Raw genomic sequence first — 17,953 nt, forward strand, 5'->3', positions numbered from 1 at the left:
AGCCAATTTCCAGATATCCGTTGAGTTGCAGGGTTTCCAACCGACTTGTCACGATGACCGGGGACCAAATCGATGGGAAAAGATGCGCAAGTCGAATCAAAAAACGAGACTTTTATCGCGCAGGAGACTGAGGCTTTGGTTGAGCCACCCCCTGTTTCCGATGCGGCTCGCAATGGAATCTGGCGCACACGGATCTGGGTCAAGGCGCGCAATCTGAGTCACTCGACCCAGTTTGTCATTGCCGCTGCGGTGATCCTGGGACTGACCATGTTCTTCGTCGGCAAACTGGTGAGCGCACGAATAGAAAGTGCCGCGGTAAATAGCGCAGCAGAAGCAGGCGCTCAGTACATGGATACGTTTCTGGAACCCTATGTGCAGGAGATGAGCCGGGACAACAAGCTCTCGGCTGCAAGTGTCCAGTCCCTGGACCACCTCACCGAAAGTCGTTCGCTCAAACATCACATTGTCTCGATCAAGATCTGGCGAGCTGATGGCACGGTGGTCTACAGCACGAATAAAGCCATCACCAACCAAAAATTCCCAATGGATGAGATCACCGAGGCACTCAAGGGCAAAGTGGTCACCGACCTTGAAGGGCTGAACGAGGATGAGAACGAGTTCGAGCGCAATCTCAACGTGCCGCTCTATGAGATCTACGCGCCCCTGCGGGATTCAAGCACCAGGAAAGTCATCGCGGTGGGCGAATTTTATGAAAAGGCCGGTAGTCTGAAGCGCGAGATCAATCGCGTCCGAGAGCAGGTATGGGTGGTCGTTGGCGCCGCGACCTTGGCAATGCTGACGTTGCTTTTTTTCATCGTGCGACGCGCTGACAAGATCATCCAGCGACAACAAGTGGCACTGCGCTTACGGCTGCAGGAGCAAACCCGTCTGCACATCAGCAATGCCGAACTCCAGCGCAAGATGGCGACGGCTACCCAGGAGTTTTCCCATGTCAACGAACTCACCTTGAGGCGCATTGGTGCAGATCTGCACGATGGGCCGGCGCAGTTATTGACCTTGATTCTGATCCGGCTCGACGACCTGGCCGAAAACTGCTCCGCTGTCGATCAGGAGTCGCTGGAAACCATTCGTGGCGCCGCCACCGACGCATTGCGTGAGGTCCGCGATTTATCGCGAGGCCTGGCACTTCCGGAAATCAATGAAATGAGCCTGGTGGAAGAGTTGCAACTGGTGGCGCAACGGCACGAGCAACGCACTGGCACCAAGGTCACATTAACCCTGGGGCTGCTACCGAAGGCCGCGCCACTGCCGCTCAAACTCTGTTTGTACCGTTTTGTGCAAGAAGCCCTCAACAACGCTTACCGGCATGCCAACGGCGAGGGTCAGGTGATCCAGGCGCAATACATTGATGAAGTATTGAACATCAGCGTCAGGGACAGTGGTCCAGGCATGGCGGCGGACGCCATGCTGCAAGAGGCATCCGGCAGAACCCGATTGGGGCTCGCCGGTTTGCGTTATCGCATTGAATCTCTGGGCGGGTTGTTCAGCATCGACTCCTGCGCCTCCGGTACGTCGGTCAATGCACAGTTCAAACTATAGGGGGCGCTCCGGCATCCATTTGTGTTTTTGCTGCGCCGATGTGAAGTCGTCCGACAGCTTCGCGCTCCCTGTAATGCCGTAGGGCTGTGACCGCTTCGACACGATTTCGGGCGTGCAGTTTCTGCATTACGCAGCCCATGTGGTGCTTGACGGTTTTTTCGCTGATCATCAGCTTTGACGCAACCTCCCTATTGGTCAGCCCCTTTGAAACCTCACGAATGACCTCCTCCTCGCGATGGGTCAGATCAAACGTTTGAATTTGCGCTTCGTGCTTCTTGTTGTTACTCAGCAGTTTGTTGGCAAACTCGGGGGTGATATACGTCTCACCCCTGGCAACCGACCTGATTGCCAGGACCAGTTCCGGTCCGCTGACACCTTTCAACACATACCCGCGCGCGCCAGCCTCCAGTGCCAAAAAGGCGTCGTCTTCGGATTCTGAAACCGTCAGCATCAGCACCTTCACATTCGACAGCTGAGTGGAAATGAACCGCACCGCGGCGAACACATCGCCCGGCATATTGACGTCCATCAGCATCACATCCGGACGCACCCGCCGAGCAATATCCATGGCATCTTGCGCATTGGCGCCCTGATCCACGACCTGCAGATCCGCCCGTTTTCTCAACGTATTGGCAACACCCTCACGCAACATAGGATGATCGTCGGCAATGCCGATGCGAATGGATGGATTCATGACGCGCTCCCGAAAGGATCAGCACTCGAACACTTATTGATTAATAGCAGGGAACCGGGGATGACGCCGGCTACCAGTCGCATGTCCCGGGCTCCATGCGTTCGGAAGTAAGACTTAGGTCGGACTAAATTCGAGCGTCAACAAGCATTCGTCATGACAGGATTCTGATTTTTCAGACTCCAACCCATTGTTTTAAAACGCCTCTAAACACTTCAACAAACAGCCAGCCTCATAAAACCCGGCCCCATCTTTCATCCGACCAACAGTCGCTCTCCTGCGCTTGGGTACATGCAACTCCGGCTCGACAGCAGGCGTTTTCGGTCCATGTAGCGTCACAACCACCGCGCGAAAAATCCGTCATGACATGTCATGACCTCCTTCAAAAATGGACTTTGACCAACAAATACGGGGGTTAAAGGACGAATGGTCGAGAGGCGTCAAGCGCGGGGAATTGCCGGAAGTTTGCAGCCACTACAGGCTTTTCAGGCAGGCACGTTCGTCGCGGTGAAGTGAACTTCACTTTCATCGCGTGTCACATTAGGTCCCTGTCAAGTGAAATCCAGTAGAGGTAAAGCCTTATGAGCATGGCCACAATTGTCAGTGCGGTGATTTCCAGTCTCGCACCCAGTGTCTTCGACCAGAACAGCCTGCAAGAACCCGGCGCGCATGTCTCAGCCGTCGAATACCACTACGGTATGGAAATCGATGTGAAGCGGGTACTGCAGCGCACCGATACATCCGACAAGACCGGCGTGGTACCGGTGACCCTGGTCTACGAAGACAGCGAGGGCGAGGTTCACAAGCTCCGTTTCCTCGAATGGGGTGGAAGCCCTGCCGACCCCACCAGCATTGCCTGATCCGCTCGTCGATAGGGTTCTGGGCCTCGCCTGCGCGGTGCAGGCCGGAACCCCGAGTCGCTCCAGTCACACAAACCCTTTGATCGATTCACGACTCGCCTGCAACCACTCTCACCCTGTGGCAGTCGAAGGGGCCAAGTTTTTGACCGCTCGACGAGCGAACTTCAATCGGCACCAGGGACTGGCCGAACTCATTGTCCAACAACACAGAACGCGTCTCTTCCCGCTTGAACAGGAAACGTTCGCCCCACTGCCTCATGCAGACCACCACCGGAAAGATCTCTCGTCCCTTGTCCGTCAGGACGTACTCCTTGTAGGCGCTTCCATCCGACGCCGGTCGAACGTCGAATACACCGACTTCAACCAACGTCTTGAGGCGCGATGCCAGTATATTTTTGGCCACCCCCAGGCTCTTCTGAAACTCGCTGAATCGGCGAATGCCGTCAAACGCGTCGCGGATGATCATCAGCGACCATCGATCCCCAATGACTTCCAGTGTTCTTGCCACCGGGCATTCGCTGCTTTGCGATGAAGCGTCTTCGACCATCGTATTTACCTTTTGGATAAGGACTGCCACGTCTGTCGTTCAATCTTGAGCAATGTGGTTGCATTTTGAAACTTGATTCAGCAACAATCGAATCCAGTTTTTAATTGAAACCAGTTTTTAATTGAAACCAGTTTAACGCCACGGAGGCTCACGTGACAGCAAATGCCGACTCAACCACCCATCCTTTCGTCACGCAGGCCTCGGGGCTTTCGCCATCACTCACGTTGTTATTTTCTGTCACCTGCGCGCTGGCAGTCGCCAACGTTTACTTCGCGCAACCTTTACTCGATTCAATGGCGCAGAGCCTGGGTGTCGCCTCATCAATGATCGGGTTTGTGGTGACGGCGACTCAGGTCGGTTACGCACTGGGGTTGCTGTTCATCGTCCCATTGGGCGACTTGGTTAACCGTAAAGGGCTGATTCTGACGCAAGTGCTGCTGTCTGCGATTGCGCTGGCGGGGGTCGGTGCAGCACAGCAATGGCTGACCCTGTTGGGAGCCATGATCGCAGTGGGTTTGCTGGCAGTGGTGGTTCAAGTGCTGGTGGCCTATACCGCCGCACTGGCAACGCCGTCACAACGTGGCCAGGCCGTGGGAACCGTCACCAGCGGCATTGTCCTGGGCATTCTTCTGGCGCGGTTTACCTCTGGGCTGATCGCAGATCTGGCGGGCTGGCGCGCTGTGTATTTCGTTTCCTCGGGATTGATGCTGACCCTCGCGGCGGTGCTCTGGAAAGTGACTCCTCCCGCAGTGTCTGCATGCAGTCGATACACCTACCCGGCACTCATCCGGTCGCTGTTCACGCTGTTCATGACCGAACCGGTCTTGCGAATCAGGGGCCTGCTGGCCTTGCTGATCTTTGCCGCTTTTTCCGTACTGTGGACCTCCATGGTCCTGCCATTGAGCGCCCCGCCGCTGTCACTTTCACACACGGCCATCGGCCTGTTTGGCCTGGCTGGCGTCGCCGGCGCCCTGGCAGCCAGAAGATCCGGTCGCTGGGCCGACCAGGGTTTTGGGCAACGCGTAACCGGCATTTCGCTGACGATCCTGACGCTGTCCTGGCTGCCTATCGCGTTTGCACAGACGTCACTGATCGCGCTGGCTTGCGGAGTGCTCTTGCTCGACTTCGCGGTGCAAGCCGTACACGTCACCAACCAGAGCCTGATTTTTGCGGCGCGACCCGACGCGCAAAGTCGCATGGTCGGTGCCTACATGTGCTTTTACTCGGTGGGCAGCGCGCTGGGAGCTGCGGCCGCGACGCAGGTTTATGCGCTATGGGGCTGGCTCGCAGTCAGCCTGCTGGGCGCGTTGATCAGTACGACTGCCCTGGCGCTGTGGTTTCTCACGTTTCATTTCTCAACACCCAAGCAAGGAAGATCCGTATGAAAACCCGACACCTCTGGCTCGCCATTTCGATGACCGGCATAGGGGTGTGAGTTTCTCGGTGATCAAACCGGGACTCACCACTGTTGATCCGCTCATGCATGTCGGCATTCGCTTTGCGCGGAGCTCAAGCGTTTTGGCCGATGCCGTCAAAAGTGTGCAGTATTTGACCCGACGGTTGAAAGGCTGGTCGACAGAGGTACGCTCTGCGTGACTTTGGCCATCCGGGTGATTTCCACCTGCACTTTATCCTTGCCGAGCAGGTAGTCGGCCAGTTTCTGGGAAAACGGCCAGTAGTTCAGATCGGCTGTCAGGGTCAGCGGCCCGACGGCGTCGGCCGGCACCAGGAAGGAGAACTCCCCGATATCGTAGCCCTTGGGCAGAATGCGGTTGTCCGAAAGAATCTGCGTGGCATTCCAGACCTCGACGTCCAACGGATTGCCGTCCTTGTCGCCTATGTGCACTTTGAAGTTTCGCGTGTTGACCTCGGTCTTGCCGTCCTTGATCGAACCCAGGCGATAGATCTCGCGACCACTGGCATCCTGCACCCGGAAATCGATCCACATCTCCCGACCCTCGGGAAAGCCGGTCGGCAGCTTGTGCCCGGCGCCGACATTGGTCACTTTGACCGCTACCGAGGTGTATTGCCCGGGCGTCATGGCTGCCGGCACTTGCTCGAACTTGATGTCCCCGGCGCGCCCGAGCATGTCGCGTGCGCGTTGCGCGCCCTCCTCCTGACCGAGATGCTTGAGCATCATCGCGTTGGCTCCGCTGAACCAATGCGAGGCGACCGACTCGCGGTCTGGCCCCATGATCGCGGCCTTGCCTGCAAAACCCGGCATGTGGCAGCTCTGGCAGGTCACATTGTTAAGGCTGTAGGTGCTCTCCTGCCATTCGTCATAGGTGCGCTCCACCGCCACGCTGCTGAAGGGGTGCGTGACGTTGTGGCAGGTGCCACAAAAGTCCGAGCGGGTGTGCAGAGCGGAATACACGGTGTCGTGATAAGGCGAAACGGCATCCCTGCGCGGGCCGAACTTGGTGGGTTTGCCGTGTGCTCGCGGACTCAGGACATAGGCGCCGTTATCGAGGCCCGTGCGGGCACTGATGTTGTGGCAGGTCTCGCAATCGACCCCGGGCATCGGATGATTCTTCGCGCTGTCTTCAATCGAGGAGCGGTTGACTTGCGAATTGATCTGCCCGGTCGTGAGACCGATCGGGGTATGGCAGCCAGTGCAGAAGTTATCGACCTTGCCCTCGGTGGCCGAACTCGCACGCTTGAGCAAGGCCCGATAGATGGGTTCATCCCAGGCCTGAGACATCATCGACGAGCGCCACTGCTTGTAGATCTCCGTATGGCAAGCGCCACAGACCTGGGCATTGTCAAAGTCCTTCACATTCAAGATCAGGTTGCCGGTGGTGTTGGCCCGATGCGGAAAGAACGGCATCCCGCCAATCACATGCATGAGCCTGGAGCGTGCTGGCTCCACCCACTTATCGTTACTTTGATTGTCATTGCCCTGAGGTTCGTCTGCCGCCATCAGCGTTACCGTCAGCAGGCAGGCTAGAAAGCACAACCCGTGCAGCGCTACCCGCGCACACGTATATCTGGAGTGGCTCATAAGCATTTCCCCTGGACGGTTGCAGAGGAGGACTGCAGCACTTCTATTGAGCAGCCAGGGGTATTGGTTACATGCAATCACTCAATGGGGGTACTTACAGCTCCACAGTTTCCCGACTCTGCACCTTTCATGGTCGGGATACGCTCACTCAGCAATTACCTTGCCATCGATGTAACAACACATATCGGCCGACCTGAGAGCCCGGCAAACATTGCTCAGAACTTGAAATTCTTGAGCTAATGGAGACGCGAATTCTGCCGGGGAATCGCGCCCATTAGTGGGGGGAGCTCGCTCCGAAATCGGGGGGGTGTCAAGACCAGAGGGCCAGTCCTGCCGTGCAACCGCCGCACAACATCGGATAGCCAAATTGCCCCCCGGGTTTAATGAGCCGCTCAGATCTGATCCGTTACTTGGTGCACATCGCAAATCCGGGGCCACTCACTTTACTCGATAGAACTTACTCCCTGTCTTTCGTCGACCGGATGAGACTGCCCCGTAGCTTCACAATGGCCTTCTGCATTTGCACGAAGTCGTCAGGGTCAAGACCGGTTTGCGGAAAGCCGTCTTCGGTGAGGCCTTCGCGCAGTTTTCGCCCCTCTTTGGTGAGACTGATCCGCACCTGGCGTTCGTCTTCCGGGTCGCGCTGGCGCAGCAAATAACCCATCGCTTCCAGCTTCTTCAGGATCGGCGTGAGGGTATTGGATTCGAGAAACAGCTTTTCACCGAGGCTGCCGACGGTCTGGTTGTCTTCCTCCCACAGCGCAACGAGGGTGATGTATTGCGTGTAGGTTAGGCCGAGCCGTTCGAGCATCGGCTTGTAGGCCTTGCCGAAGGCCAGGTTGGTTGAATAGACCGCAAAACACAGGAACTCGGAGAGTTTGAGATCCAGGGCGGATGTCTTGTCGGTGTTTTTCATGGACGTTCTCTTGGGTCAATCTGGCGAGACTGAAACTATACGTCGTACGCGATGGTATCGGAAGTGCGTATAAACACCGACGGCCGGCTCACCGGGACAATCCCCGGTGAGCCGGCCGTGCAGTGGGTTATGCCGTCAGGACGTTGATGTCGACATCAATGTTGCCGCGTGTGGCCTTGGAGTACGGGCAGATTGCATCGGCGTTGTGGGCCAACTCGGTCGCCACCCCTTGGTCCAGCCCCGGCACGCGCAAAGTCAGTCGGGCCTGGAGGAAGTAAGCCGCGCCGGTCTGGCCCAGGTCCACTTCAATGTCGACGGCCGTATCTGTCGGCAGTGTCACCTTCATCTGTTGGGCGGCGAGCCCCACCGCTGCGATGTAGCAGGCCGACCACGCTCCGGCGAACAGTTGCTCGGCTTTCGGGTGTGGCTGGACGGCGGTGAGCACGTGTGCCGGTGTGTCGCTGCCGGGGGACGACAGCACGATATCGAGGTTGCCGTTATGGCCGCGCGAGGTGTTGCCTGCGCTGTTATGGGTGGTGTAGGTTTTGCCGGTTGCCAGTACTTTTTCGATCTTGCTCATGGGGACTTCCTCAGGATTTTATGTTTCGTGCGATTATATCGCATGCGATGTTTGTGACACTTAAAAAGACGACGTTCATCAATTGGCGTGTGCAATGATCCAGTTGTTGCCGTTTTGGCCATGGGAAGCGTGAGCGGTCGAGATAAACATTGTGCGGCGGCTTCCGGTGTTCATGGCTGAGTCTCCAAACGGCAAGGGTTGTTGTTGCTTCATATCGCTTTCGATTAGATCGCATGCGATAGATGAATATTCAACCAAAGCCCCAATGATGTCAAAGATTATTTTATGCCTTGGCGATGAGCGGTAGACACGAGGTCAACCTCGCTACCCTTCTCCTTGCCGAAAGGAGGATCGGATTCCGCCGTCCGGCCCTGGGGGGACCACTGATTACGCGCTTCGGAACGATCAACGCTTTGGCGCTGAAATGAAATGGGCGTATTTCACTCGAAAAAAAACCGGCCAATCAAGCCGGTTTTCTTTGACTTGCTGATACCCACAAACACAAAAAACCCCCTCACAAGGAGGGGGTCTGATGTTTGAACGGTTCAGAGGGTTTCACCCGTCTTTCCCTGGATTTTCGTCAGCTCAGCGCAGCGCAGGAATACCCGCAAACAGCCACGAAGTCTCATGAGCTGGCGCTGCTTCGTTGCGTTTACGCGCCCACTCGGTCAGCGCCACCATCATCGCAAAGCCGAGCACGATCAACACCGGATAGGCCATCAGCAACTCGGTGAGCGAATACTTCCAGGCCAGCGGTCGACCGACACCGAGCATGGCGGCATACAACCAGGACACGCCCGACAGTGCGCCAGAGAACAGGGCAAACATTCGTACATTGACCTTAAGATCAAGCAACGAACTGGCCTTCAACATTGCAGGCAATACATAGCGGTGCAACAACATGCCGTTGAACGTCAGCAACAATACAATAATGACTTTGGCTTGAAGTTTTGGATTGGCAAAATAGTTCATGCCTTTATCAAGGTAATCAATACCTATAATCGCAGCGCCAGTCACCCACAAGAATATCAACGCATTGGCAACAGACTTCTGCAGACTGGCCATATGTTCATTGTCGTGCCCCGACGACACGCGACCTTTCAATAAATCCTTGACCATGGCGGCATCGCTGGCAAACACCAGGCCAATCGCTACGCAGCAAGCCAACAGATGAACGTACACAACGCCTAAACGCAAAAACTCCATGGATTCTTTCTGGCCGATCAGGCCGATCATTGTATTAATATCCAAGACCACATCTCCACTTATAGCAGCAGTGCAAATTGACCATGCCCTAGGCATGCGAATTATTTATTCGCACTTGCAAGGTCAAGTTGGCAAAGATTGAAGCAACTAAATAATTTGGTATTACAAGAGAGAGCGACTCGCCCCGCGAGTCAGTGATGACGGCATACTATCACTCCAGGTCTCAGGTAAAAAAAATCCCCATGCGCATTCCATTCAATGCAGATGAGGTATACGTCCATTTTACTAGTGAGTGCAGCGGGACCCTAAGGATCCACCTGCTGGGAAATCAGAGCCCAGCATATCCCGATCGTTCATTTTTTAAGCAGAAACATCGACAAGCGGTACTATTTCCGGTACCTGGGGATCCCTGCCTCTTTGGCTGAAACCCGCGTCGCTACGCAGCTGAATCGTTTCCGGTCATATGCCGAAAAAAAAACCGCTATTGCGCTGAACTTTCGTCGCCAGACCCGACCAGTGGTTCAATTTCCTACCTGTCACCGGCAAGTTCGAGTTGCCTGCAGTCATCCGCAAACCACTTCGAATCCAGCGCACATTCAGTACTGGCAATACAGCATCCATGACCTGAGCTGCTACGCTTGAAAAACAGCTTCGACACTTTCCAGGATGCCAGTGCACGCCCACCCCGGGGGCTGATGGAACAGTCGCATTACCAGATCCTGTGCCCGAGCGAGTCAGACTTCGTTGAGCAAAGGAGTGGCCATGCCCCCCCGCAAAAGCAAATCTGCCGACGGCTTGGCCAAGCCATCGGGCGACACCGGTGACGATTCGGTCTTTCTCTCGCGCAAGGAGCGTCTATTCGCAGGTGAGCAACTACGCGAACGCCTGCCGCATTCGGCTCACGCCGAATGGAAACCACCCGGCAAGCGCCGCGACCCTATCGAACTGCTCGAAGAGTCCAACCGCTATCGACTGCCCAACCTGGTGCCGCTGCGCTACGGGCGCATGCTGCGCAGTCCATTCACCTTTTTACGTGGCTCTGCAGGTTTGATGGCGCATGACCTGGCCACGACCCCAACCACTGGCGTAAAGGTGCAAGCCTGCGGGGATTGCCACCTGATGAACTTCGGGTTGTTCGCGACACCTGAGCGCAATCTGATTTTTGACATCAACGATTTCGACGAAACGCTCCCAGCTCCCTGGGAATGGGATGTCAAACGCCTGGCGATCAGTTTTGCCGTGGCCGCGCGCGATAACCGACTCAACGATAAAGAGGCACGGGACATTGCCGTCAAATGCGCTTGTGCTTACCGCGAAGGCCTGCGCAAATTTTCGAAAATGGGCCCGCTGGAGGTCTGGTATGACCGCCTGGATGCCCAAGCGATCATCGATATGGCGCCCAATGCCGAGATCAGGAAAATTCGCGAGCAAGTGATCGCAAAGGCCAGGTTGCGTCTCGGTGATTACCTCTACCCCAAGATCAGCAGCGAGGTTGGCGGGCGGCGACGACTGATCGATCAGTCGCCCTTGCTTTTTCATGTGTATGAAAAGGGCTTCAGGCAGCGAGTCCGTGTCGCACTGCATGATTATCGTTTGTCACTGCCCCATGAACGGCGCGTGCTCTTCGATCGCTACCGTCTCGAAGACATTGCCGTCAAGGCTGTCGGGATCGGGAGCGTGGGGACCTATTGTTTCGTCGGCCTGTTCTTTTCTGCGGAAAACCACCCCTTGCTCCTGCAATTCAAGGAAGCCTGCCCCTCGGTATTGGCGCCCTATGCGGGCAACAGCGACTACGAGAACCAGGGGCAGCGTGTTGTCACAGGACAACGACTGATGCAGTCCTCCAGCGACATCTTTCTGGGCTGGACACGCGGGCAAAATGGCCGGCATTTCTTTGTACGCCAGTTGCGAGACATGAAAATGTCAGCGCCCATCGAAGGTGTTTCCGCCGCACGGATGAAGATGTACGCCGAGTGGTGTGGTCATACCCTCGCCCGTGCCCACGCCAAATCCGGGGATGCGGCGCTCATCAGTGGCTACCTGGGCAAGCTGGATTCCTTCGACCAGGCCATCGGCAAGTTTTCCATCGCCTATGCCAATCAAAATGCGAAAGACCATGCCGCGCTGATAGCTGCGGAAAAATCAGGGCGGATCCATGCACTCAGAGAAGAAGAGTGATGGGGCCGAACCATGAGCCCTGCCATGGCCCTGCGAGCAGCAGAGCCATGGCTCGACCGGATCAGCCGCGAATGAACTTCAACAGATCCTGATTGACCACATCGGCATGCGTTGAGCACATCCCGTGCGGGTACTCCCCTGTCTGGTCAGGAAATGGGGCATGCCCAAGGTCAGCGCCCTTCCAGCTTTTTCACGACCTCATCAGTTGTCATCAGGCCGTTGGCGATGTAGCGGAAATTGACCAGCGCGCTACCGTATCCATCGCCGTCAGGCAGCTTCGGGCCGGCGACCGCGTCACGTACGACTACCACCTCGAAACCGCGCTCCAGAAACTCGCGAAGGTGCGATTCGACGCACAGGTTGGAGGCCATGCCCGCCAGGATGATTTTGTCGACCCGCTGCTTGCGCAACTGCAGCATCAGGTCGTTGCTTTGCGGGCCATACAGCTTGTGTGGTGAGGCGACGAGGGTCTTGCCGTCTTCGATGAAGGGTTTGAACTCCTTCATGAAATCGGCACCCGAATTGCGGAATCCATCGAGCGTCAAAGCGCCCTTGCGGTCGAACATACCCAGCTTGTGCTGAACGGTCTCCGCTGGCGCCTCAAACTTCCACTGATGATCTTGGGGATAGTAGTAGTGTGGCGAGATGGCGACGGTTGCTCCGGCCTGCTTGAACGCCGTGAAAAGCCGGGTCAGATTCGGCACCAGATTCTGCTCGGTCACGCTCTGGCCGAAGACCGACCAGCCCGCACCCTCCGGGCTCATGAAGTCGATCTGCGGGTCGATCACGACCAGTGCGGTTCGACTGGAATCCCATTCAAAGGTGGAGGCCGGGAGCGCGGGTTTGGCTGGATCGGCGTAGGGGTTCTCGGCGGCGAAGCCGATGCCGGGCGCCATCAGGATCGCCCCCAGCAAGGTGGCGCAGGAGATGAGTCTGGCAGGATGAATTCGGTTGAAGGTCATGTTGCACGTCCGCAGTGTGGGGGTGGTGCATTCACGGTACGGCGAGAAGACGGCACGAAATGGACATATATCCCTGGATTTCGGCCGACAAGCTCCTCACCTTGCATGAGACGGGTGGGCTCAATGCCCCCCCGTGACCTTCCAGACACCAAGCGCGTACTATGGCCGCCATTCAGACTGTGGATGTTCCGTGCATGCAGCGTCACATATGTTTCCTGGTCTATCCGGGCTTCGTATTGCTCGATCTGAGTGGCCCGCTCGAAGCCTTCTCCAACGCCAATCGTGCGCGCCCTTCTGGCTATCGATTCACAGTCGCTTCGCTTGAAGGTGGATTGATCAGCGCTTCGAGCGGGCTGCAAGTCGCGACCGAAGCCTTGCAGGTGGTCGACCACCTCGACACGCTGATCATCGTCGGCGCCCCCACCGCTCCGATCGATGACAGGATGCTGCCGATGGCAGCGGCGATACGGCAGATGTCCCCGCGCGCTCGCCGCACTGCCAGCGTCTGTACTGGCGCCTTCCTGCTGGCCGAGAGCGGCCTGCTCGACGGTCGTGTCGCGACCACGCACTGGAACTACGCGCCGCAATTGCAAGCACGCTATCCGTCACTGCGCGTGGACGGAGATCGAATCTGGACCGAAGACGGGAATGTCTGGACGTCCGCCGGTATGTCGGCGGGCATCGACATGGCCCTGGCGATGATCGAGCAGGACCTGGGCAAGGAGGTGTCACGCTCCGTCGCGCGCATGCTGGTTGTCTACTATCGGCGACCCGGTGGCCAGTATCAGTTCTCTTCGCTGCTGGATTTCGACCCAGGCTCGGATCGGATCCGCACCGTGCTGAGCTATGTGCGCGATCACCTGCGTGATGATCTGTCAGTTGAACGCCTGGCAGACGTTGCACATATGAGCGTACGCCAGTTTGGCCGCGTGTTCGCAGCATCGGTCGGGGTGACGCCGGCGAAAGCTATCGAGCGCCTGCGTATCGAGTCAGCGCGGCCACTGGTCGAGGACGGGCACCAGACTTTCGAGGAGATCGCCAGGTGCTTCGGATTCGGCGATGCCGATCACATGCTTCGCAGCTTCGTGCGAGTCATAGGGCGCACGCCACAGGAACTGCGCCGCAGTGCCCGCCTGGCCAAAGGCAATGGTGGGTCCGGAAAAAAACCGGATCAATCGTCCACATAAGCGAAGACTCGTACAAACCCCGAACCGGACTCAAGCCAGCAGCTCGCTGATCCACTGGGCCAGGAGCAACTGTTTCGCCCGATCAGCAGTCGTTCTCAAGGTCCCCTTCACGCAATCACTCGCGCATACACCGATCTGTCGACGTTGCCACCGGACAGAATCACCCCCACCCTTCTTCCCGACATGGCTTCACGCTCCGAGATCAGCGCTGCCAACGCCGACGCACCGGCCCCTTCGGCAAGGTTATGGGTATCGGTGTAATACACACGCATGGCCTCGGCGATCTGGTCATCGCTGACCGCTACGATCCGTGCGGCACCTGCGGAGTAGACGGCAAAGGCTTCAGGAATCGGCTTACGCACGGCAAGGCCGTCGGCAAAGGTGTTGGCAGAGGCGGTTTCGCGTATTGCTCCAGCGTCAAACGATAACTTTGCGGCCAGAGCCTCACTGGAAACCACGCCAACCACCTCTGTTTGCAGACCCAGCGCGTCGCGGGCGGCGATCACCCCGCAAATCCCCGATCCACAGCCAATCGGCACATAAACGGTATCCAGGTCTGGCGCGGCGTTGAACAGCTCCAGCGCATAAGTGGCGACGCCTTTGACCAGCTCGGTATGAAACGGCGGAACCAGGAACAGGTCATGCACTCGCGCCAGGCGGGCAGCCTCTTCACGGGCATCATCGAAATCGCGGCCATACTCGACCACTTCAGCGCCAAAGCCGCGCATGGCGTTGTTCTTTTCTACCGAGTTACCTTGCGGCACGACGATCAACGCCCTCAAACCCAGTGCGCCAGCCGCCAGCGCCAGGCTCTGGCCATGGTTGCCGCGGGTAGCGCTGACAATGCCCTTCGCGGCCGGGTGCTCGCATTTGAGCCAGTGCATGAAGGTGATACCGCCACGTACTTTGAAAGCACCGGTAGGCGTGTGATTTTCGTGCTTGACCCACACCGTGCAACCCAACCGCTGAGCCAGCAAGGGCCAAGGGTACTGGGCGGTGGCCGGCATGACCTGGTAAACGCTGCGAGCGGCCTGTTCGATGTCGTCGCGAGTCAGTCTGTGCATGAGTTGTCCCCCCTGAGATTTTGCCCAGTCTGAACACGGGCGCAGTGTTCCGGCTTTCAGAAAACTGACCTGACTTTTGCCCCCACTCTTCACTACTATGCTGTCCATGAGTCATCGAAATCGCCTGCCGCCACCACTCCTGTCCGAACCGGTCCGCCGTATCGAGGCCGGTCCCTGGGCGATCGAATTGCTCCCCGGCTGCGCCTACGCGACCCGATATGTCGCGACCCAGGCGGGAATCGGCTTTGCCTTCGACAGCCAGCGAGGCCTGCACGCCATCGGCAGTGACCGAATACGCCCCTTCGATGCCGTGCCCAACGGCCTGGCATTTGTCCCCGCCGGGTGTGACGTGCTGTCCGAATCACCCCAGGGCGGTGAATACCTGCGGGTGATGCGCACCGACGGTATGGCGTTGGTGGGGGATCGTACCTTCAACAATCGCATCGATCGGCAGGCCACTGCCCTCGCACGGCGAATGCGCGCCGCGCTGTTGCTGGCCTCTGTGGAGAACGATTGGGAAGCCTGGGCACTGGCATTGTCCGAGCGGGCGACGGATAGCGAAGCGGTGTCGACAGCACCCCATGGCTCGATAACCGGCAGCCGGATGCGCTTGCTCGATGAGTTCATTGATGCAGGCCTCGATAGCCCGTTGAGCGTACCGGCGATGGCGGGCCTGCTTGGATTGTCCGAAGGATATTTCATGCGGGCATTCAAAAACGCCACAGGCAAAAGCCCGCACAGTTACCTGATCGACCGACGTCTCGCCAGGGCCCGTGCCTTGATGCGCGATTCGACTGCCACACTGACGGAGATCGCCTACGCCTGCGGTTTCAATTCCCAGGCGCATATGGCGACCACCTTCAAGCAACGCCTTGGAGTGAGTCCGGCGCAGTTGCGTCAATGTTCGAGGTTCAGTTAGCGCCGGGCTAACTTGTTGTTTGCAACGGGCGGATTTCTGCCTGCCGTTGCTGACAAGCAGAAATCGGCCAAACGTGGCCGGTGGTCGTTGCATTTCGATTGTCGCTGGCGTTTGGCTAAGCTTAATAAATCAGGGCGAACTGAAACCTGAGTGATTGCCGCCATCAACGGATCTGGATTGGCATCAAGAAGTTACTCCCAAAGGAGACGACTATGTATGCGGTGATAAGAACCTACCTGGGTACTGGAGCAAAGCAGCTTTTCGAGCTTTTAGAAGAGCGCAAAGTCGACATCGAAGCAACCCTGCGGACAGTGCCTGGCCTCGTAAGCTACACACTGCTGAATACGGGTGACGGTGGTACGTCGATCACCGTTTGCGCGGACAAGGCCGGCAGTGATGCGAGCCTGAAAGTCGCGCGTGACTGGATTCAGAAAAATACCTCGAACATCCACGCGAACCCGCCGATCGTAACGGAGGGTCCGGTCATTGTGCAGATCAACTAGCGACCGATCCACAGGGTGGTGAGTGCTATACTTTTTCTCAGATTGCATGAAGTGTGCAACGTTCCCCAGGGTACAGATAATCACTGCTGCCGGACAGAGGAGGTCTACAGCAAACACGAGTTTGGAGGTGTGGCATGAATCGACACTATTACATCAGCGACAATCTCAACGATCTCGAAACCGTTGAATATGAATTGGAAGCCAGCGGCATCAATTCCGAACAGATTCATGTGCTCAGTGAACAAGTTGCTGATGTAGAACAACATCACCTCCACGAGGTCAACTCGTTAATGGAACAGGATGCTGTTCACTCTGGTGAGATTGGTGCGGTGATCGGTGTGCCACTCGCGGCGCTGGTCCTGGGTGGTGCCTATTGGATGGGCTGGACCGAATCCGCCGCAGGCTGGATGCCCTTCATCTTCCTTGCCATTGTTGTATTGGGCTTCTGCATCTGGGAAGGCGGTTTTTTTGGGTTCCAGGTGCCGAACACTCACTTCCGCAATTTCAAGCAGGTGGTAACCGAGGGCAAACATATCTTTTTCGTGGATGTTGAACCGAATCAAGAATCGGTATTGGACCAGGTAATCAAACATCATCCAAAACTGAAGATCGCTGGCACGGGAGCGGCAGCCCCCCACTGGACAGTGGCCTGGCAGCACAAATGGCATCAATTCAAGCGAGTGATATCGGGTTAGCGCCTGGAGAATCAAGGCCATCCGAAAGCTGCTTATTGGCCAAAGGAAATGACCCGGCTGAGGAAAACATAGTCTGCCTCGGTGGCCATCAGCCCGATGAGCACCAGTAAACACAAAGGTGGCACCAGTATGGCGTAGACCATGGCCAGGCGCTCCCATGCCATATGCATGAAGATGGAGACAATCAAACCTGCCTTCAACAGCATGAAAGTGATAATCAGGGACCACCGAAGGTAGCCATGGAAGTGGAAATAGTCGACAAGGTACGACATCGTGCTGAGGACGAATAACAGCCCCCAGATCTTAAGGTACAGACTGATTGGATGTTGCTGACCCTGAGCATGTGCCATCACTCGTGCTCCTCTACCATAAATAGAAGAATGCAAAAATAAATACCCACACCAGATCCACGAAGTGCCAGTAAAGCCCGGCTATCTCGACGTTCTGGTAGTTTCCGGAGCGCTCATAATCTCCGCGCCATACTTTCAGCGCCACGATGCTGAGGTAGAGGGCGCCGATTGACACATGCAGTCCGTGAAACCCGGTAATCATGAAAAAGCAGGCACCAAATTGCGCCGCCCCCATGGGGTTGCCCCAGGGACGCACCCCTTCGGCGATGAGCTTGCTCCATTCGAATGCCTGCATGCTGACGAAAGTCACCCCCAGGGCAGCGGTCGCCAGCATCAGCACCGTGGTTTTCGCGCGATTACGGCGATAGGCGAAATTGACGGCCATGGCCATGGTGCCGCTGCTACTGATCAGCACAAAGGTCATGATGGCGATCAGAATAAGCGGGATTTCCCTGCCGCCGATCGTCAATGCGAACACTTCACTGGGGTTCGGCCAGGCGCTGGTGATGGTCATGCGTACCGACATGTAGCCGGTCAGAAAACAGGTGAATATAAAAGTATCGCTGAGCAGGAATATCCACATCATCGCCTTGCCCCAAGGCACCTGCTTGAAGGCCTCTTTATCCGAGGACCAATCGCTGGCGATGCCCTGCCATCCCGGTGCTGGCGGCAAGCCTGGTGGATTGGATGAACTGATCTCGGCTTGGGCTTGGGCTTGTGGGTGCAATGCCATG

General features: G+C 56.9%; 18 protein-coding genes. 8 read left to right on the forward strand and 10 right to left on the reverse strand.

The genetic code is table 11. The annotated features are described in order from the left end of the window. Window positions 1-72 precede the first annotated feature (72 nt). Complete coding sequence (locus KGA85_RS15365) at window positions 73-1,560, forward strand: sensor histidine kinase (protein ID WP_223455824.1); 1,488 nt, start codon at window positions 73-75, stop codon at window positions 1,558-1,560. Here KGA85_RS15365 and KGA85_RS15370 read toward each other — a convergent pair. Continuing rightward, window positions 1,550-2,254, reverse strand: coding sequence for a response regulator (locus KGA85_RS15370; RefSeq protein ID WP_223533186.1), 705 nt, complete (start codon window positions 2,252-2,254; stop codon window positions 1,550-1,552). The genes KGA85_RS15365 and KGA85_RS15370 overlap by 11 nt on opposite strands. Before the next feature lie 578 nt (window positions 2,255-2,832). Between KGA85_RS15370 and KGA85_RS15375 the strand changes: the two genes are divergently transcribed. Then, complete coding sequence (locus KGA85_RS15375; RefSeq protein ID WP_223455826.1) at window positions 2,833-3,111, forward strand: DUF2790 domain-containing protein; 279 nt, start codon at window positions 2,833-2,835, stop codon at window positions 3,109-3,111. 88 nt (window positions 3,112-3,199) lie between these two features. Here the strand turns inward: KGA85_RS15375 and KGA85_RS15380 are convergent, their stop codons facing one another. Beyond that, window positions 3,200-3,658 carry a winged helix-turn-helix transcriptional regulator gene (locus KGA85_RS15380; protein WP_223455827.1) on the reverse strand — a complete coding sequence of 153 codons (459 nt, stop codon included), beginning with the start codon at window positions 3,656-3,658 and terminating at the stop codon, window positions 3,200-3,202. A 152-nt stretch (window positions 3,659-3,810) separates the two neighbouring features. On the opposite strand from KGA85_RS15380, the gene KGA85_RS15385 reads away from it, so the two are divergent. After that, window positions 3,811-5,043 carry an MFS transporter gene (locus KGA85_RS15385; RefSeq protein WP_223533188.1) on the forward strand — a complete coding sequence of 411 codons (1,233 nt, stop codon included), beginning with the start codon at window positions 3,811-3,813 and terminating at the stop codon, window positions 5,041-5,043. A 146-nt stretch (window positions 5,044-5,189) separates the two neighbouring features. On the opposite strand, the gene KGA85_RS15390 is transcribed toward KGA85_RS15385, so the two are convergent. From KGA85_RS15390 to KGA85_RS15405, 4 genes are all read right to left on the reverse strand, one after another. Beyond that, window positions 5,190-6,659, reverse strand: coding sequence for a multiheme c-type cytochrome (locus KGA85_RS15390; RefSeq protein ID WP_223455829.1), 1,470 nt, complete (start codon window positions 6,657-6,659; stop codon window positions 5,190-5,192). 457 nt (window positions 6,660-7,116) lie between these two features. Next, window positions 7,117-7,575, reverse strand: a complete 459-nt coding sequence (locus KGA85_RS15395; RefSeq protein ID WP_008051025.1) for a MarR family winged helix-turn-helix transcriptional regulator — start codon at window positions 7,573-7,575, stop codon at window positions 7,117-7,119. A gap of 127 nt (window positions 7,576-7,702) precedes the next feature. Continuing rightward, on the reverse strand, window positions 7,703-8,155 hold the full coding sequence (locus tag KGA85_RS15400) for an Ohr family peroxiredoxin (RefSeq protein ID WP_223543201.1): 453 nt from the start codon (window positions 8,153-8,155) through the stop codon (window positions 7,703-7,705). Window positions 8,156-8,740: 585 nt separating this feature from the next. After that, complete coding sequence (locus KGA85_RS15405) at window positions 8,741-9,391, reverse strand: hypothetical protein (RefSeq protein ID WP_223455862.1); 651 nt, start codon at window positions 9,389-9,391, stop codon at window positions 8,741-8,743. A gap of 732 nt (window positions 9,392-10,123) precedes the next feature. Between KGA85_RS15405 and KGA85_RS15410 the strand changes: the two genes are divergently transcribed. Further along, complete coding sequence (locus KGA85_RS15410) at window positions 10,124-11,539, forward strand: DUF2252 domain-containing protein (protein WP_223543202.1); 1,416 nt, start codon at window positions 10,124-10,126, stop codon at window positions 11,537-11,539. A 170-nt stretch (window positions 11,540-11,709) separates the two neighbouring features. Here the strand turns inward: KGA85_RS15410 and KGA85_RS15415 are convergent, their stop codons facing one another. Beyond that, window positions 11,710-12,501 (reverse strand): cysteine hydrolase, encoded by a 792-nt coding sequence (locus KGA85_RS15415; RefSeq protein ID WP_223455832.1) that lies wholly within the window; start codon window positions 12,499-12,501, stop codon window positions 11,710-11,712. Between the two features lie 194 nt (window positions 12,502-12,695). On the opposite strand from KGA85_RS15415, the gene KGA85_RS15420 reads away from it, so the two are divergent. Continuing rightward, the gene (locus tag KGA85_RS15420) at window positions 12,696-13,688 is read left to right on the forward strand and encodes a GlxA family transcriptional regulator (protein WP_223455833.1); all 993 of its coding nucleotides are present in this window, start codon (window positions 12,696-12,698) and stop codon (window positions 13,686-13,688) included. A gap of 107 nt (window positions 13,689-13,795) precedes the next feature. Here KGA85_RS15420 and KGA85_RS15425 read toward each other — a convergent pair whose 3' ends face one another. Next, window positions 13,796-14,752 carry a threonine dehydratase gene (locus KGA85_RS15425; RefSeq protein ID WP_223455834.1) on the reverse strand — a complete coding sequence of 319 codons (957 nt, stop codon included), beginning with the start codon at window positions 14,750-14,752 and terminating at the stop codon, window positions 13,796-13,798. A gap of 97 nt (window positions 14,753-14,849) precedes the next feature. Here KGA85_RS15425 and KGA85_RS15430 point away from each other — a divergent pair, with 97 nt between their 5' ends. The 3 genes from KGA85_RS15430 to KGA85_RS15440 all read left to right on the forward strand — a co-directional run bounded on the left by KGA85_RS15430 (window position 14,850) and on the right by KGA85_RS15440 (window position 16,869). Further along, window positions 14,850-15,671 carry a helix-turn-helix transcriptional regulator gene (locus KGA85_RS15430; RefSeq protein WP_223455863.1) on the forward strand — a complete coding sequence of 274 codons (822 nt, stop codon included), beginning with the start codon at window positions 14,850-14,852 and terminating at the stop codon, window positions 15,669-15,671. 212 nt (window positions 15,672-15,883) lie between these two features. Further along, window positions 15,884-16,174, forward strand: coding sequence for a hypothetical protein (locus tag KGA85_RS15435; RefSeq protein ID WP_223455835.1), 291 nt, complete (start codon window positions 15,884-15,886; stop codon window positions 16,172-16,174). A gap of 134 nt (window positions 16,175-16,308) precedes the next feature. Next, complete coding sequence (locus KGA85_RS15440; RefSeq protein ID WP_223455836.1) at window positions 16,309-16,869, forward strand: magnesium transporter; 561 nt, start codon at window positions 16,309-16,311, stop codon at window positions 16,867-16,869. A gap of 32 nt (window positions 16,870-16,901) precedes the next feature. Here KGA85_RS15440 and KGA85_RS15445 read toward each other — a convergent pair whose 3' ends face one another. Both KGA85_RS15445 and KGA85_RS15450 read right to left on the reverse strand, forming a co-directional pair. Next, on the reverse strand, window positions 16,902-17,219 hold the full coding sequence (locus tag KGA85_RS15445) for a cytochrome C oxidase subunit IV family protein (RefSeq protein WP_223455837.1): 318 nt from the start codon (window positions 17,217-17,219) through the stop codon (window positions 16,902-16,904). A 13-nt stretch (window positions 17,220-17,232) separates the two neighbouring features. Then, the gene (locus tag KGA85_RS15450) at window positions 17,233-17,952 is read right to left on the reverse strand and encodes a heme-copper oxidase subunit III family protein (RefSeq protein ID WP_223543203.1); all 720 of its coding nucleotides are present in this window, start codon (window positions 17,950-17,952) and stop codon (window positions 17,233-17,235) included. Window position 17,953: the final 1 nt, after the last annotated feature.

It is taken from the genome of Pseudomonas sp. GL-B-12 (genome assembly GCF_019955895.1).
In the GTDB taxonomy this organism is placed as follows: domain Bacteria; phylum Pseudomonadota; class Gammaproteobacteria; order Pseudomonadales; family Pseudomonadaceae; genus Aquipseudomonas.

Coding starts and splice junctions, on each gene's coding strand:
- KGA85_RS15365 (WP_223455824.1), top strand. CDS start 73: ATGGGAAAAGATGCGCAAGTCGAATCAAAAAACGAGACTTTTATCGCG.
- KGA85_RS15370 (WP_223533186.1), bottom strand. CDS start 2,254: ATGAATCCATCCATTCGCATCGGCATTGCCGACGATCATCCTATGTTG.
- KGA85_RS15375 (WP_223455826.1), top strand. CDS start 2,833: ATGAGCATGGCCACAATTGTCAGTGCGGTGATTTCCAGTCTCGCACCC.
- KGA85_RS15380 (WP_223455827.1), bottom strand. CDS start 3,658: ATGGTCGAAGACGCTTCATCGCAAAGCAGCGAATGCCCGGTGGCAAGA.
- KGA85_RS15390 (WP_223455829.1), bottom strand. CDS start 6,659: ATGAGCCACTCCAGATATACGTGTGCGCGGGTAGCGCTGCACGGGTTG.
- KGA85_RS15395 (WP_008051025.1), bottom strand. CDS start 7,575: ATGAAAAACACCGACAAGACATCCGCCCTGGATCTCAAACTCTCCGAG.
- KGA85_RS15400 (WP_223543201.1), bottom strand. CDS start 8,155: ATGAGCAAGATCGAAAAAGTACTGGCAACCGGCAAAACCTACACCACC.
- KGA85_RS15405 (WP_223455862.1), bottom strand. CDS start 9,391: ATGATCGGCCTGATCGGCCAGAAAGAATCCATGGAGTTTTTGCGTTTA.
- KGA85_RS15410 (WP_223543202.1), top strand. CDS start 10,124: ATGCCCCCCCGCAAAAGCAAATCTGCCGACGGCTTGGCCAAGCCATCG.
- KGA85_RS15415 (WP_223455832.1), bottom strand. CDS start 12,501: ATGACCTTCAACCGAATTCATCCTGCCAGACTCATCTCCTGCGCCACC.
- KGA85_RS15420 (WP_223455833.1), top strand. CDS start 12,696: ATGCAGCGTCACATATGTTTCCTGGTCTATCCGGGCTTCGTATTGCTC.
- KGA85_RS15425 (WP_223455834.1), bottom strand. CDS start 14,752: ATGCACAGACTGACTCGCGACGACATCGAACAGGCCGCTCGCAGCGTT.
- KGA85_RS15430 (WP_223455863.1), top strand. CDS start 14,850: ATGCTGTCCATGAGTCATCGAAATCGCCTGCCGCCACCACTCCTGTCC.
- KGA85_RS15435 (WP_223455835.1), top strand. CDS start 15,884: ATGTATGCGGTGATAAGAACCTACCTGGGTACTGGAGCAAAGCAGCTT.
- KGA85_RS15440 (WP_223455836.1), top strand. CDS start 16,309: ATGAATCGACACTATTACATCAGCGACAATCTCAACGATCTCGAAACC.
- KGA85_RS15445 (WP_223455837.1), bottom strand. CDS start 17,219: ATGGCACATGCTCAGGGTCAGCAACATCCAATCAGTCTGTACCTTAAG.
- KGA85_RS15450 (WP_223543203.1), bottom strand. CDS start 17,952: ATGGCATTGCACCCACAAGCCCAAGCCCAAGCCGAGATCAGTTCATCC.